The sequence below is a fragment of the Paenibacillus sp. G34 genome (assembly GCF_056856875.1).
The window spans coordinates 630645-647252 of sequence record NZ_CM166469.1 but is presented as its reverse complement, the minus strand read 5'-3'; the positions used below and the strand labels follow the sequence as shown (position 1 = coordinate 647252).

Genomic DNA, 16608 nt, shown 5'->3' with positions numbered 1-16608 from the left:
GCAAGGAAGTCTTTGAATATCACCATCATACGATGGCCCTATCTGTTGTTGCATGCCCCCTAAAAACCTCCTCATACCTTCCTCTCTGAATGATTTCTCCGCGATCCATAACGATAATCTCATCAAATTCCTTTAAACTTTCGTCATACTCATGAGTAATCATTAAACATAATACCTCTTCCATCTGACCAAGCATCTCTTTTAAGCGGCTACTTGTATCAGGGTCCAAGGCAGAATCCGGTTCATCTAACAGCAATACATCTGGCCTTCTATGCAATGCTCTAGCTATGCATATCTTCTGGCGTTCTCCACCTGACAAATTCTCTCCGTGATCACCTACTACAAAATCCAATTGTTCTGAATGTTTATTAATGCATTCATGAAGCTGTAGCTTGTCAAGGATGAGCTGCAATTCCTCCGGACCCGTAGATTGAACATCTTGTCCAATGATTATATTTTCCCGAATTGTTGTATTAAATAAATAAGCTTGTTGATCAATATAGCCTAATTTCTCATAATTTGCTTGTCGGATATCGGTATTATCCAACAAAATCTTCCCTGAATAATCTGTAATTAAACCTGCAATAATCTTGATTAAGGTAGACTTGCCACTTCCGTTTCCTCCAATAATTGCATACTTCTTTCCAGCCTCCAGCGTAATCGATATCTTTCTTATTGCAGTCTCATTCTGATACGGATATATATAACTTACATTCTCCAGCCGAATGGTTTTGAATTGCTCCACACAGAGCTTATTAGCCTGCTCGTTTTCTTCAGACCATTTCACTATAGCATCGATCTGATCCCGAATCGGTCTGGTCGAACGAACCGTATTCAGATCCTGAGTAATATGAATGGCCGGCTCAAAAATATACATTACCAATTGTGTACATGCAATAAGGGAACCAACCGTCAGCGTACCTATACTTACCGCGTAACCGCCAATCAAAAAAATCAAAAGCAGTAAAATCATCGAAGAACTTCCGAATGTAACATTGGCTAGAATGAGAATGTCTCCGAACTGTTTACTCTTTCGTTCCATTTTATTTATTTTCAATCGATGAACGTTCAGTATATAGTCTATAAGTTTATAAACCTTAATGGTTTCATAGCCATACAAAACTTCGGTTGTTGATTTTGTATATTCCTCTGTTTTATGGATCAATTCCTTTTTTAACAAGAGTATACGTTTAGTAAACAGAAGTGGAAATATGCCAAGCGCAGCAATGACTATAATCAAACTTACAGTCAGCAATGGATTCAATATAAGAAGAGTAACTAGTGATACCACCAACAACAAAGATTTTGAGATCAGATTAATTGTGGTTTTGAAGTAGTCTTCTTCTAATACCGGGATATTGGTCAGTAGAAGCGATGTGTATTCATCATTTTTCTTGGATTTGAACTGCCCGTAATTGGATCTTAATAAAGCCTTCATTACCCCATTTCTAATCTCGATTGTTCTATTCATAACATAAGTATTATTCATTCTTCCTGTTATATAGGTCATGGCCATTTGAGCGACAATAACGACAAGCGCCACGAATAAGTAAAACCTGAATGAACTTGTATCACTGACAATCAGGAAATCTGTAACTTTCATTAGTGTCAACGGAAATAAAATTGAAACGATCGACAACAAAAGATTAGCGCCAATCAAAACAAAGAATGGTAAGTCTCTCTGGATATATTTCATAGCCTGCCCTCCGGTTTCTTTGAAGAACCGCTCAGAACATGTAACTAATGGAGTTTGATTTTACGTTTGAGTACGGAACTCGAAATAACGTAATGCAATACAAGAGTCAGCACGATGATAATGAAATAGGCAAACCACGGTGAACTGCTCGTTGAGATGTTGACATAGTCAGATTTATATTTTTGACTAGCATCAAAGATCGTACCTATATTTTTGCTAATAATGTAAGAGGCCACTGAGGTATATATCAAGCTTGGGATGCTAAATATAATGCCGACATTTCCTGCTTTTTCCGTTTTCTCTTTGATCCAAAACATCTGTGCAGTGAGTCCAATACCTAAACTTGCTACAATGGGCAGAAAAACCAAAGCAAAGATTTGAAGCACATCGATCCGACTCTGAAATGTTACAAGAACATATAACATAACGATATGAATAACACATGATAGGATGAATAGCAGCTTTGTTTTCATATGCATCCTCCCTAAATATTCATAAGATTATATGTGAAATGAAAGAGTATCGTATAACGCAAGTTGTTGGTCTTCACATAAATGATCCCCATCAAAATGGAACCTGGTAATCGATACAAAACATTATCCATAAATGGTTCGTTCATATGTGTGACAAATGCAAAGCATGTACTGCTTAACAGCACAACAAACCATGTTTTGTTATATAGTTTTCGGATGACCAAGCACATGGCTCCCCGTGCCCAAAACTCTTCTGTCACAGCGACAATAAACATCTGTACACTACTTAAAATTAGCACTTGTGAACTAATGCCTTTACCGTATAAATAAAGATACAGAGCAGCTAATGTGATACCTATGATAAAAATTTCTAATGGACGGAACACTACAATCCCCAGTTCCTCACGCTGCACTTGATATAATTTTCTAAGGTACAGGTAAGGTACCCCTATAAAGCCTACACTCATACTGACTCCGATAATTAACAACAGTGAAGCCCATTCATTGTTCCCTGGTACGACAAAACTCATTATAATCCCGCATATAGACACAATAAGTGTTGGCAAAATTAATAGAATAATGAAATGCCCCATGACTTCCGCTTTGGTTTGTTTCTTCATGTTGTTACTAAAAGCTCTCCATCAGAGATCCCTACTTTCAAACTTCCGTATCCCTATTACACTGAAAATGAAGCTGTACAAAGCCACTAATGAGGCATTGGCTATAAATAGTTTTACTGCCTCAGAGGTTCGGGTTAAATCCAGTTCTGCAAACTTTGAGATGTAATATGTGATGGACAGATACTGAATAACTGGAAATTTCGATATGAACATTGACCCAATTAGGACAATACTAAAGATAATGACGGCTGTATTCGTTTTAAAAAATACACTTAACATTACACTGAATGTAATCGTGAAAATATAAATAAGTACGATACACAAAAAAAACAGGAACAAACCTGCAAGTTCTTCCACTTTAAATAATTGCTTTGTCACTAAATCCTCACGTTGGATCGCAAAAGTATAATACATCACCAGGGTTACGACTAAAAATGCAATACATATGATGAAAAAAGCTGTAATCAGTGAGTATATCTTGGCAAAGTACATTTTGGGACGATTATTGATGCGCTGTGTATATAATAAAATGCTCTTGTTTTCGATTTCTCCTCCCAAAGAACGAACAGATACCAACGATAATATAAAATAATAAATATATACTGCATTCACAAAGTTGAACATATTCACAATAAAACTCATACCATACTCTTTCTCCGCCCCAGTGAACACGATAACGGAGGAGTTGAAAAAAATGCCAACACTATAGAGAGCAGGAATGGCAAGCATAGTGAGCATGATCCACATATCCTTGCGATAAACCAGCTTTCGTAATTCAATATTACTTAGGTTCCTGAAGCTCAGCATGTTCGACATCTCCTTCAAACAGTCTTATAAGTGAGCCTTCAATCACATTCACATCCTGTAATTTCACCTTGTGACTTATGATTTCTTCCATAACCTGATTGAATATGTGCATATCTGTAACACGAATCGTTTTCTCCAGCACATCAACATGGTCTATTTTCTGCAATCTCTCTATTAAAGCAGGCAAATCGGGAGAGGCATCTTCCAATATAATTTCATATTTACGCCCATCATCAAATACACCGTCGTATTTCTTGACACCATCTTCAATGTAAATAATTCGATCACATACGTCCTTTACTTCGTTGAGATTATGATCAGAGAAAATAACAGCCTTGTTTTCCTGTTTTGCTTTTTTGACTATGATGTCTTTGACCAGTTCTCTACCCATAACGTCCAACCCTACTAGAGGTTCATCCAATATCAAAAAAGGTTTGTCATTCAGTAAAGCCTGAGCGAGACCCAGCCTTTGTTTCATACCGAATGAGAATTTTTTGACATATTCCTTCTTTCGTTTAGACAGACCTACGAGTTCAAGTACCTCATTTAATTGATGCTCCACTTCTTTCATATTCGAAACACCGTCAGCAAGCATAAGCAGTTTCAGATTATCGTATGCGTTCATGTAATCTAAAAAGCTGCTTTCGATCAATACTCCAAAGCGGGAGATGAGAGACGGGTTTTCGTGAACATCCTGCGAATCAATAACGACATGACCTGAAGTGAGTTGAATATGTCTGACAATGCAGTTCATAAGTGTTGTTTTGCCAGAGCCATTCTTGCCAATCAAACCTACGATCTCACCAGAACAGATGCTTGTTGAAAAATGATCAAGAGCTAAATGTTTTCCGTAAAATTTCGTCACATCTTTCAGTTCAAGGATCATTGTTCTACTCCTATACTTTTTAATAGAATGGGAGACCCAGAAAGTCCATCCCTGATCCGAGTCTCCTAAAATTATAAATCAGAAGAATTTACCACTTATTTCCGAAACTTACACAGACATATACCCCAACACTGACACAGTTTGATTTGGATAATGCTTTACGAGTCGAAAACAACATGAAGATCATCTCCTTTTATAATTATGACAGCTCTGAATCAGGTATTCACCATTTATTACCAAAACTTACACAGACATATACGCCTACACTTACACAGTTAGGTTTAGATACAGACTTTCGCGTAGAAAATAACATGTCTCGTCCTCCTTTCTTTTAAAAGATAATTTATTATCAAAAATTTCAACTCAGGATTCAACGAAGCCAATAGACTCCTTTAATCTTTCAATCGAATCCTTATAGAAATTTTTAATAAACGGACAAAAGGCATCTCGGTTGTTCAAGGTGCGGTGATATAACCAGCTTCTCCCTCTGCATCCACCACCACATAGATATCGATACTTACATTCCTTGCATTCTTCGATATGATCAACATTCATTTCTAAGAAGGGATTGCCTGGATGCATTAATAATTCATCTAGCTTATTATCCAAAACGTTACCTAAACTAAGGGAGGCATCATGCAGCATATGACACGGATAAACGGTACCATCTGCTCCTATGCTGACCATCTCTTTGCCAACTTCACAGTTTCCCCTGCAGGTTAATTCAATCTCCCCTGCCGGCATATCATAAATAGGAATATTTTGATCCAGTCTCGATATTTTCTTGGAAAACTTCACTAGGGAGTGGTTATCAAATATGTAAGGACGAAAATATTCGTCTTCTGGATCTACTGTGAAAATACTAAACGATAGCTTAACACCGAGTTGTTTAGCGAAGTTTAGGTAATCATCAATGTGATCAATATTTTGCGCATGAATGGTTGCAATCAGAGTCACCGAAGCCTTTTGTCTTAAAAAGGCTATGTTTTCAATAATCTTGGGCATGATCCCCTGATCTCGAATAAACCTTGTCTCTTCATTGAATCCATCAACGGAGATACTGAGTGCATCGATATAGTTGAAGGCCTCTTCATGACGTTTATAATTCATCGTACCATTACTGATTACATGCAGATTATGAATACCCAGATTCTCTTTTGCAAACTTGCAAATTTCCACGATATCATTACGAATGAACGGTTCTCCTCCTGAGAAGACAATCTGCTCAGCGCCGCTTTCCTTCAACTCGGTTAACACATGACATATCTTCTCAAAAGGTAATGCATCCTTAAGATTCCGTTCTTCCACATAAGAATAACAGCCTACACAATGCAAATTGCATCGATCCGTAAGATGAACATAAGCAGCTTTGAGCCTTGTCTTCTCTTCTTTGAAAAAGTGATTCTCGATCATACATTCCATTAACAACTCTTCGTCTTCATCCAGCTCTACGATCACTGCTCCTTCGGTCATTCGTTGGACCAACCTCACACCTTTGGCATCCAGCCCGATGATAGAGCCATTTCTGGTATTACCAATCATACGTATTCCGTCAATTTCAAACTGCCGGATATCTTTGTGTAATTGGTACCGATCATCTGAAACAGAACTCACGATATCACCTCATACTTTGATTTATTAAGTTGGAATAAATGAATCAAAGATATACGTTATCATTCGTTGCTCTGAGCAGCATGTGTTTCTCTATAAACGATCATAAACCATATATTATGTAAATAAGAATGATATTTGTCACTAAATGTAATCATAATTAAAAAAATCTATATTATTCCATAAAAATGGCTCAGGATCGATATTCATCAGATCCCAAGCCTTAATATAAAAAATCACCATTTCGAAACTGTTTGTATGGAGAAGCCTAATCCAGCCTGATCTCCTGCCCTTTTTCGGCAGACTCATAGATGGCGCACAACATACGCGTGGAGGTCACCCCATCCGCGATCGGACTGATAGGCGGCGTACCGTTCAGGCAGCATTCTACAAAGTGATCGATCTGATTCTGGAATGCACCGTGAATATCCAGACCGGAATGATCTGTCTGAGGTTCGATGTTCATGATGGTGTCATGTTTCTCGGAGACAATGAGCGTTTTGGGCTCCAGTTCAAATCCGCCGCGTTCACCATACAGTTTCACAAAGGACTCATCCTCACGGGCATGGAGGGTAAAGCTTACATCTACCGCCAAGGAAGCACCATTTTCAAAACGAATCAGGGCATTCGCCATATCTTCGACGTTATTGATCGCAGCGCTGTAGTCTGCCGCTTTGTAAAATGAGAGATGTTCCACATTCGCACGATTGCCGAGTTTACGATACGTATTCCCGCTGACGGATACAGGCTTCGGTCTGCCCATCAGATACCAGCACTGGTCGATGATATGTACACCCAGGTCAATTAATGGGCCGCCGCCGGAGCGAGCCTTGTCCGCAAACCAGCCACCTGGGTTACCCAGACGCCGCAGAATCGATGCTTTGGCATAATACAGCTCGCCAAACTCGCCTGCATCAATGAATCTGCGCAGCATCTGCATGTTGTTATCATACCGGCGTACAAAGCCGACAACAAAGGTACGCCCGCTTTTTTTTACCGCCTCCTCAATCCGTAGTGCATCTTCCACGTTCGTAGCCACCGGCTTTTCCAATAACACATGTTTACCTGCGTCCAATGCCGCAATAGCAAATTCCGCATGCGTATTATTCCATGTACAGATACTGACCGCATCGACATGCGGATCTTCCAGCATCTCACGATAGTTGGTATATACGGACTGAGCGTCATACTTCTGTGCAGCCGCCTTGGCTCGTTCCTCGTTCAGATCACAAATGGCGTAGATGACAGCATCTTCATTTTTGGCGTAACACCTCATATGAAGATCCGAGATGGACCCTGTGCCGATCATGCCGATATGCAGCATTTGCTTTGTGCTCATCTTCGTGCTCCCTCCCTTTTCCAAAACTTCGTTAACGTCTAGTCTGCCCGCAGCATGCCTTCGTAAATACCCGGTGTTGAATTTTCGATCTCCACCGCGCCCAGCGTTCGTTTGTAGAAGTCCATTGGCCCAGCCGATCCGATAATTGCATATCCATAGCCATCTGCTCTCATTGCGTGCATACAAGCCAGCAACAAGGCAGTCCCCACACCCTTTCCACGGGCATCCGGGCTTACTCCAGTAGGGCCAAAAAAATTACGGCAGGTCGCTTCATAACAGGCAAAACCAATCATTCTCCCCTGCTCCAGTGCAATATAACAGGTCACAGGCTGACGTGCAAAAGCAACATCACATTCATCTACCCAAGCCTGGTTAAAATGGGTTCTCACCCAGTTCAGCACCTGCTGCTTCTCCGGGGCAATCGCTCTGCGAATGACAATGGATGCTGCCTTCAGTTGATCCAACCCGCTGTGCTGTTCCGGCAAACGATAAAGCGCGACCAACATATCACTCATCGGTTCGTTTCCTCCTTATATGGCATGGAATGATCCGCATACTTTGAATTTAACCTAATCCTACTGCTGATAACCTGCCTCTTACGCAATAATCCCAATTGAAACGAACGAAAGGCGCTTACAGTGTTTATAATCCACTGCAACACTCAGACAGGTTATCCCGTCAGTAAAGGTGAGATGCGGTGATCTGTATAAAAGTTTACCGCGACACAACGTAGATGAGAAGGGATGATTACGAATGAAAAACAACATGAAAAAGGTAAGTACAGTCATGGCTCTTGCTATGGCACTGAGCGGTGGAGCCGCTTATGCTGCGTCACTAGATAACACCGTACAGCCTATACAGGAAACGGTCACTTCTGCCCCAAGCACTGCTACAGGAGTTGTACATGTATCCGTCAATGGTGCAGCGGTTGCTAACGGGTACTGGACTCAAGACGATAAGACAGCCATGATCCCGCTTCGAGCGTTGACGGAAGCACTCGGAATTGAGCTGAAGTGGAACAAGGAAGACAAATCCGCAGAGCTGACTCGCGGCGCCTTGTGGACTCAGGTTTTTGCGGATAAAGATCGTTACTCCGTCAATAAAATGCTGCTGACCCTCGGCACAGCTCCTGTAATTAAGGATGGAACACTTTATGTGCCGGCTGTTTTTGCCGAAAAGGTACTGCATACAGGGCTGAGCACAACTGGCAATCAGGTGACGATTACAAGTGAGGAGGACGTTAAGACGGTTACAGAACGCGGTGTGATTACTCGGATTTCAAATCAGGATAAATATCAATCCATTCAGATTGGTGGCGCAGGGCAGGATGGTATCGTGCTGAATCTGAGCGAGAATACGCAGCTCATTTCGGCGGAGGGAAAAGAAATTAAACTGGCTGACCTGTCCATCGGTATGGTTGTGGAAGCTGAGCATTTATTAATGATGACTAAAAGTTTACCTCCACAAACACCAACGTATAAAGTAACCGTGCTGGACACAGCGGCTGAAACAGCAGCGCAGCCCAAAGAACTTTTTGGAACATCAGGCACGATTGAACATGTATACATGAAAGAAGGCACGGTATCCCAGATTGAAATTAAAGGCACACGTCTGGCTGAGACTGCACCAGATCATGTCATTTTGAATATCAACAAAGAAACTTCGCTAGTGAACCAAAGGGGCGAAATTGTAAAAGCCGAGCAACTGACTGAAGGTGCCAAAGTGATGGGTTTCTATAGCCCAATGCTGACACGCAGCCTGCCTCCAATCGGCACAGCTTGGAAGGTTGTTGTTGAGATTCCGGCAGTGCAACCCGAAGCCAAATAAAGGCGGTAGGTTGTGCCGATAGGAAGTTAGAATTAGCCTATAGGCAAGTAGAGTAGAGTACATGTGGAATTACGCGAAATTGCGAAATTACGTGGAAATACTATAAACGCTAAAAACCTTTCCCTCCTGTCTTCTGCCAGGCGTGGAAAGGTTTTTTTACGAATGAGTCCGTATTAAAACTTCTAATTGATGCTCTTAGACGAAAAAATGAAGAAGCAACTTTGTTTTGTAAGGGTCAGCCACTAGGTTGACCTTTTTTGTCCTTTATAAATATTATTCCAGGGGCACATCTCTGAATATTGTCCTATTGTATTGGCGCCCTTTTATTAACTATTAATCGGTAATTTTTTGAGCTCGAAAATTGTTGCCTCAGATAACAAGATAAGCCTCTCGTTATTAACAACAAAAAAACTTAAACTTACAGGTATACTCATTTTTGTAGAAGGGTTACTTACATCTATTGCTTTTACTACATCTTTTTTATTTAAGTCTGGAATATCTATTTTATATGATCTATAAAAAGAATCTTTATTATTACATGTCGCTGTAATTTCATATAACGGGTTTCTTAGTTCAGTTTGATATTGACTGTAGTTTTTAAGCCCTTTTGAGGAAAAAAAGTCTTTTTTAGTTATAATTTTATCCCCAATAAATTTTTGCCCTGTTGGATATTCGGAAGCATCATTATACGAATTAGCAAATCCAAGAAGCTTCTCAACTTTCCAAGTTCCATAGAAATAATTTTCAGTTTCACTATCCAAACTTGTACGCTCTACTGAACAGTAATCACTATTCTGCTGTGTTGTTACTTGTTTACTAGGAGACTCACCCGAACCTTGCGTATCGGTTGCAGACTTACCTAATCCACCACACCCTGAGAGCAAGATGAAACTCAACACCATCAATACACCGAGTGCTTTTTTCAACCCTAAAATCTCCTTTCGTCTACCCCTAAGAGATTATATTAGAGCGAATGAACCTAAGAATGACACAAAATTAACATTATTCACTATTAAAAAATGGAATCCAAGGCCGGATATAAAATGTTTGATTATGCCTCATCCGAAGAATCTATGATTGCTTCAGCCTCAATCTCCACCATTAGCAAGGGATCAATGAATGCACTTACTTCGACCATCGTAGCTACAGGCTGAATCTGTCCGAAAAATTCACCATGTGCTTTACCAACCTCTTCCCACTGCGAAATATCTGTGACAAACATCCGTGTTCGAACAACATCGGTCAAGTCAGCGCCAAGCTCTTTCAGTGCTTTTTCAATCGTCTGCAAAATGAATTTGGTTTGCACATACGGGTCACCCGCACCCACAACGACACCATCCTGCATCGCTGTTGTTCCAGCAACCTCTACTCGATTCCCTACACGAATTGCGCGGCAATAGCCAACCAACGGTTCCCAAGGGGAGCCGGTAAACACCTGCTGTCTGCTCATTCTCTTGTCCCTCGCTCTATGTAATTTATAATTTGATTAAAGATGAATTATATCAGTCTGTCTTCATCTCAATCAATGGTATAAAACTTGATTTCAACTTTATTTTCTCAAACGGAAAAATCCCCTGAACAAATCACATTCACCTTGAGTAAGGTTTGAGTGTTCAGGGGACGTGTATAACGAACAAAGTGAATTACAGTTTAATATTAGCTTCGTCAAAGTAATCTTCCAGCGTTAATCCACTCTTCACAACATCGGGTGCAATATCTGCACCAACATAACGAATGTGCCAAGGCTCATATACATACCCCGTCTTGCTCTCTTCACCTTTCGGATAACGAATGATAAAGCCATATTCGGCAGCATGTTCATCCAGCCATTTGCCTTCTTTGGATGAGCCGAATACCTCCTCCAGCACATTGCCCACGCTTGGACTCGATACATCTATGGCAAGTCCTGTCTGATGTTCGCTTCGGCCGGGAACGGCACTTACACGGGAAGCATACTCTTCCCCTTTGGTTTTCACATTATTGTTGTAAATGGATACCTGACGCTTGTAAGACCTATATCCCGATACGGCACGAAGTTCAATCCCGTCAGCTTTGGCACCGGCAAACAGTTTCTCCAGCGCTTCCGCAGCTTCTTTGCGCATATGCCGCTTCTCATGCGGCCCCTCGAAGGAGAACGGCACGTCAGGCTCGACCAGATCACTCGGTTCATAGCCTTCTGGTAGACTACGCTGTTTGTTGACAATAACCGTCATCGCCTGCGCATTGGTCACCACGGACTGAGAATCTACAGTTGTCTGAAGGGCACTGATGCTCCGTTTCTCCATTAGCGGGTCTTCTGATGTTGCCGCACCGCTTCCATTGTCTGATGAACCCTGTTCTTCTCCTGCGGATGCGCTGTCTGAGCCTTTGTCTGTCCCTTGTTCGCTATCTGAATTTGCGGCCTGATCTCCTTCCACACTTCCCTTGCCATCGGAGCTGGATTCATCGGTTAAATGTACGGTTGTGCCATCGGCCCCCTGCTCCGTATTCGGTGTTCCGTTCGCGTTCTGATTGCCGTTCGCATCGGAACCGTTCTGGCACGCTGCTAGCAAGGCTCCACATATCATAAGTGAGGACAGCAGAACCACGATTCGGCGCTGTCTTCCTGTTCCTGATTTCATCATAAAACTCCTATCACCTTAGTAGAATGAATATCTTTTTTACGTTTTCTCATGGTTACTATGATGTTCCCTGCGACAGTATACCTTAAATATGCGATAAGCTCCACCTGTAAAGAGTTCCTTCTCCCCGTCTCTATGCAAAGATATACCCTTTATACAGCTTGTAGCCTTGATTTCTGTTTATTTTATGCAACATCCCAAACTTAGGGAGTGTCTGAAAAGTCCGAAGGAAGCAGATTTTGTCGGGTTTTCGTTCCAAGCAAGGAAATTTTCCGCAGGCGTGCCGAGGCACGTCAAGGGAAAGTGACGCAGCAGGGGGCGAAAAGAAGGTAAAAGATGCACTTCAGCGAGTTTAAAGACACGACCTAGATAACTTCAGATGGAAACTGGAAATGAAGGCTAGGCTCCACAACAAACAAGCAGGGGCGATCTGGTGATCTCCCCCGCTGTACATGTGTGATGCATTATTTGGTAGCCGGGCTGTCCTTGTGCTTCTGGACAGCCTGCCACATCCGCGCAGCCACGCGCTCGCGGATAAGATCCAGACCTGCTGCTGCGGGCACTCCCGTAAGCAGCGCGGTCAGCTCGGGCAGCGCGGGCGGTTTGTCCGGCTGCGCGAGCCGCACCTCCACGGCGCCGAAGCCCGGCCCCGGCTGGTGCATGGCGCCGTCTGCGGCGGCCTCGGCGATCCACTCGCCGACGGCTGCGCCGCCTTCGCCAGCCCGCGCCTGCGGGCGGCCCGCCGTCTCCGCTGCGCGGCCCGGGCCGCTGGGATCATGGGCAAGTTCCTCTGCCCATGATCCCAGCACGCCGGCGAGCAGCGCTTCGCGCGGCAGGCCGGCGTGCGCCAGCAGCTGCAGCGGCTCGGCCGCGAGGTGCGCAGCAACGGCGCGCTCCGCCGCCGCGGCATGCGCACAGCCTGCGCGGCCGCAGGTGCACGACGCTGCTGCTGGCGCGGCACCGAGCACGGCTGCGCCTGGCGCGTCAGCGAGCTCGGCCGCGGCCAGCAGCCCGGCGAGCTCCTCTGGCGCCGGGCCACCGCGCAGCAGGGCGTACAGCGCCAGCGGGCGTTGCCGAAGCTGCGCCAGCACGGCCTCGCGTTGCGACCCGCTTAGCTGCGGCAGCGTGCCTGTGACCGTGAACACGCCGGATGCGGCTGTTCCGGGCTGATCTGCATTAGCGAACTCGGGCAACGTCTCTCCCGAATTCGCCACTGTATTCACCTCTGCTGTCCACACCCCGGGGGACATATGCAGCTCGATGTTCCATTTTTCGCTCATCATCATCCCCCTCTCTTCATTAATCATCCAAGATCATCCAGACTAGGTTTACCAACATCAAGCTGATTTGGCCCTTCATGCCCAAGCATTCCAATGTAGTCAGAATCACCTTTCACTACATATTTCAGTGTTAACCTTACAGCCAGGTTTCCCCTTGAAGCGAGATCAAGCTGCGCAACTCATCATCCGACATCTCGGTTAACCAGTTCTCGCCTGAACCAACAACCTGCTCAGAAAGAGCTTTTTTACTCTCAATCAGTTCATCGATCCGTTCCTCTAATGTCCCCTGACAAATTAACTTGTGGACCTGAACGTTGCGATTTTGTCCGATACGGAATACCCGGTCTGTCGCCTGATTCTCCACCGCCGGATTCCACCAGCGATCATAGTGAATGACATGGCTTGCCCGTGTCAGATTCAGACCTACGCCGCCGGCACGAAGAGATAGAACAAACATGGACGGGCCTTCTCCCTTTTGGAACGTCTCCACCATTTCATCCCGCTGTGCCTTGGAAACACCGCCATGCAAGAAGTAAGGTTCTTCCTCATAACGCCGATTCAATCTGGAAACTAACAAGTCACCCATTGCAACGTACTGGGTAAAGATCAGAGCCGATTCTCCATTATCCCGAATAGCATCCAGCAGTTCCATTAGCCGTTCCATTTTGCCGGATGCTTCGGTCTTACCATGATCCTTCCGGCTACTGTCTGCCAGCACAGGATGATCACAGATCTGCTTCAGCTTGGTCAGAGACGACAATACAATGCCTTTGCGCGCAATGCCGTTACGTCCATCCAGCCCACCCATCAGGTCATCCACTACGCGTTGATACAGAATCGCCTGCTCGGGTGTCAGTGAACAATACGATTTCAGTTCCAGCTTCTCCGGCAGATCTTTGCGAATATCCGGATCACTTTTCAGCCTGCGTAGCATAAACGGTGACACCAAGCGATGCAACTCTCGCAGTGAGGCCGCATTCTCTTCCGAAGGTGCTAACCCTGTATATCGCTGGCGGAACGATGATGATGTACCGAGATATCCCGGATTGAGAAATTGGAAAATAGACCACAGCTCGCTTAGCCGGTTCTCCACCGGTGTTCCTGTCATGGCGATCCGGTGAGAAGTGGACAAACGCATGACACTCTGCGCCTGCTTCGTCCGATAGTTCTTAATATATTGTGCCTCATCCAGCACAACGGTAGACCAGTGCAGTGAAGCCAGATCCAGGCCATCTCTTCCAGCCAGATGATACGTTGTGAGCACAATATCATGCTTTTGCGCTTCCTGTTGAAAAGCCTCCCCATGCAGCCGCTGTCCGCCATGATGAATATAAAGGGACAGGTTTGGAGCAAAACGCTTCAACTCACGTTGCCAGTTGCCCAGCAGAGACGTTGGGCAGACAATAAGCGTAGGCCATTGATTTTCCGGCATATCTGCAGTTGGATCAACACCGGAATCCTGCGCTTCTTGCAGTGAAGCCTGCCGCTCCTCCTCTTTACGATCCAGCAGACAGGTGATAACCTGGACCGTTTTTCCAAGTCCCATATCATCCGCTAGACATACCCCAAAACCCAGCTCACCCATGGCAGATAACCATTGGAATCCTCGTTCCTGATACGGCCTTAGTTCCCCGTGCAGCTCCGATGGTACTGGACGAGGCTCAATGTTGCGAAGCACCTGCCCTTCAAGCAGGAAAGCGAGCATGCCTTCGGATTCAGCGCCGAAGACAGACATCCCTTTCCAAATGGAATCCTCCCCTTCATCTGCAGCGAGATGTAACCATTCGGAAAGCGGCATGTATTGCTCTTCTTCTTTTTTCATATAACGCAGCACTTGGCGAATCTCTTTGGTATCCACTTCGATCCATTCCCCGCGAAACATAACATAGGGAACGGTGGATTCCGCCAGTTCAGCAAGTTCCTCCGCTGTTATCGGCTTACCATCCAGCATCGGCTCTGCTGTAAAGGAAACCAGTTGCTCCATTCCCAGCGAAGATACAGCACCAGGCTGACGCTCCGGGGCTCCGTTCATCATTTGCAAGCGAAGGCCGGCGCGTCGTTTGCCCGCACGACTCCATCTCGAAGGCATCAACACCGTTACGCCTGCCTTCTGCAGCTTCGGAACGGCATGAGTAAGAAATTCAAAAAAACTCTGTTGCTCCAGTTGAACCCCCTCAGGACGTGCATGCAGCAAAGCAGTTTCCAGTTCCGGTGCAAGTTCAGACGCCTGACCGATGGCCATCAGTAACTGTTCTGACACGGATGTGTAGTAAACCTTTCCCCGATCCAGATCACGCTCAGGATGTGCCCAAATGCTTCGTGCAGGCAGCCTGAGGCCTGCTTCCTGGTCACTGTCTACCCAGAAACTGATGCCCCAAGTGGTGTCCTGTTCTCCCAGCGGCGGCTCCAAACGTAACACCAGCTTGAATTGACCCGCGGCAGGCGGCATTTCTTCGACACCAAATGCAGGCATCGTTGTACCACTAGCTTCGTCAATTGTCTCCACAAAAGCTGCCATATCATCTGTTGGCCCTTGTACGGTAACAGGTCGGAACATAGAGATCAGGCTATTCCACCAAAGCTCCGACACTGGTGAAGATCCGCGTCTAAACGCAGTCCGGTAACGGGACAGCTCACCATCCATACCTTCCAGTTCACTCGTTACAACAGCATGAATGATGCCGCTCATAAATGAAAATAACACCGTCCCTGCTGCTTCCTCACGCGTCTCTGGCTCCCTGGAGGCATATGCTCCAGGCGCTGACAGTGCAATCGGTGGCATCGACTCGGCAAGGCTTCTGAAACGCTCCTGATCTTCTTCCAGTTGTAGTCGCGGCCGCCACTCTCCTGTCAATGTTTCCTGTCCGGTTCGCCGCCTCGCGCCGGTCTTGGCCGCAAATGCAGCAGCCGGAGCAATCGCCCCGCGGAGCAACAGTTCCTGTGTGAACTGTGCCACCTTGACCCAGTAACGCATCTCTTCTCCAGCCTGAATTCCAGCTGCATGCAACATCTGGTCGTCCCACTGCAGCAATAGTCTGAAAGCGTCCTTCGGTGAAACTGCCAACCCTTCCAGCGTGCGACCAAGCAACTGCCGCCGTTTCACATTTTTGGCTTCTGCCGCATTACGAAGCGGATTCGGCCAGCGCAGTTCCGCTAGCCGCAGCGCGGCAGGCTGAAACAGACGACCCCCGTCGCCGAATTGCAGCCTTCTCACCACGTGGCTCCATGCATCCACACGCGGTTCCGATGTTTCACCGGAAAAACAAAAAAATACGTCTCCAAGCCATACTCCATACAGCGATTGCATCATTACAGTCTCCCGTCATCCCTTCGCATTGTTACTCTCCATCATATACGAAAATGAACGGATTTAAAAACCTTTACACATAAAAAGTGCTGATTATAATGTTTTCTTGCACAAAAAAATGTCCCTTCTCCAGAAAACGGA

At 45.1% G+C, this 16608-nt stretch carries 14 protein-coding genes; 1 reads left to right on the top strand and 13 read right to left on the bottom strand.

What is annotated here, in order from left to right; translation table 11 throughout:
* Window positions 1-25 precede the first annotated feature (25 nt).
* The 8 genes from AC1VYS_RS03000 to AC1VYS_RS02965 form a co-directional block, all read right to left on the bottom strand.
* On the bottom strand, window positions 26-1696 hold the full coding sequence (locus AC1VYS_RS03000) for an ATP-binding cassette domain-containing protein (protein ID WP_482912943.1): 1671 nt from the start codon (window positions 1694-1696) through the stop codon (window positions 26-28).
* Window positions 1697-1740: 44 nt separating this feature from the next.
* Window positions 1741-2169 (bottom strand): hypothetical protein, encoded by a 429-nt coding sequence (locus AC1VYS_RS02995; protein WP_482912942.1) that lies wholly within the window; start codon window positions 2167-2169, stop codon window positions 1741-1743.
* An 11-nt stretch (window positions 2170-2180) separates the two neighbouring features.
* Entirely contained in the window at window positions 2181-2789 is a 609-nt protein-coding gene (locus tag AC1VYS_RS02990; RefSeq protein WP_482912941.1) for a CPBP family intramembrane glutamic endopeptidase, read from the bottom strand.
* Between the two features lie 21 nt (window positions 2790-2810).
* Complete coding sequence (locus AC1VYS_RS02985) at window positions 2811-3527, bottom strand: hypothetical protein (RefSeq protein WP_482912940.1); 717 nt, start codon at window positions 3525-3527, stop codon at window positions 2811-2813.
* Window positions 3528-3570: 43 nt separating this feature from the next.
* On the bottom strand, window positions 3571-4482 hold the full coding sequence (locus tag AC1VYS_RS02980; RefSeq protein WP_482912939.1) for an ABC transporter ATP-binding protein: 912 nt from the start codon (window positions 4480-4482) through the stop codon (window positions 3571-3573).
* Between the two features lie 363 nt (window positions 4483-4845).
* Window positions 4846-6096: a radical SAM protein gene (locus AC1VYS_RS02975; protein WP_482912938.1), complete on the bottom strand. Its 1251-nt coding sequence runs from the start codon at window positions 6094-6096 to the stop codon at window positions 4846-4848.
* Between the two features lie 265 nt (window positions 6097-6361).
* Window positions 6362-7432 (bottom strand): Gfo/Idh/MocA family protein, encoded by a 1071-nt coding sequence (locus AC1VYS_RS02970; protein ID WP_482912937.1) that lies wholly within the window; start codon window positions 7430-7432, stop codon window positions 6362-6364.
* Between the two features lie 38 nt (window positions 7433-7470).
* Complete coding sequence (locus tag AC1VYS_RS02965; protein ID WP_482912936.1) at window positions 7471-7947, bottom strand: GNAT family N-acetyltransferase; 477 nt, start codon at window positions 7945-7947, stop codon at window positions 7471-7473.
* 250 nt (window positions 7948-8197) lie between these two features.
* Between AC1VYS_RS02965 and AC1VYS_RS02960 the strand changes: the two genes are divergently transcribed.
* Complete coding sequence (locus tag AC1VYS_RS02960) at window positions 8198-9259, top strand: copper amine oxidase N-terminal domain-containing protein (protein ID WP_482934468.1); 1062 nt, start codon at window positions 8198-8200, stop codon at window positions 9257-9259.
* A gap of 326 nt (window positions 9260-9585) precedes the next feature.
* Here the strand turns inward: AC1VYS_RS02960 and AC1VYS_RS02955 are convergent, their stop codons facing one another.
* From AC1VYS_RS02955 to AC1VYS_RS02935, 5 genes are all read right to left on the bottom strand, one after another.
* Window positions 9586-10185 carry a hypothetical protein gene (locus tag AC1VYS_RS02955; RefSeq protein WP_482912934.1) on the bottom strand — a complete coding sequence of 200 codons (600 nt, stop codon included), beginning with the start codon at window positions 10183-10185 and terminating at the stop codon, window positions 9586-9588.
* Between the two features lie 125 nt (window positions 10186-10310).
* On the bottom strand, window positions 10311-10709 hold the full coding sequence (locus AC1VYS_RS02950) for a RidA family protein (protein ID WP_482912933.1): 399 nt from the start codon (window positions 10707-10709) through the stop codon (window positions 10311-10313).
* A gap of 193 nt (window positions 10710-10902) precedes the next feature.
* Window positions 10903-11880 carry a M15 family metallopeptidase gene (locus AC1VYS_RS02945; RefSeq protein WP_482912932.1) on the bottom strand — a complete coding sequence of 326 codons (978 nt, stop codon included), beginning with the start codon at window positions 11878-11880 and terminating at the stop codon, window positions 10903-10905.
* A 464-nt stretch (window positions 11881-12344) separates the two neighbouring features.
* Window positions 12345-13160, bottom strand: coding sequence for a hypothetical protein (locus AC1VYS_RS02940; RefSeq protein WP_482912931.1), 816 nt, complete (start codon window positions 13158-13160; stop codon window positions 12345-12347).
* A 136-nt stretch (window positions 13161-13296) separates the two neighbouring features.
* Window positions 13297-16470 carry a DEAD/DEAH box helicase gene (locus AC1VYS_RS02935; protein ID WP_482912930.1) on the bottom strand — a complete coding sequence of 1058 codons (3174 nt, stop codon included), beginning with the start codon at window positions 16468-16470 and terminating at the stop codon, window positions 13297-13299.
* Window positions 16471-16608 lie beyond the last annotated feature (138 nt).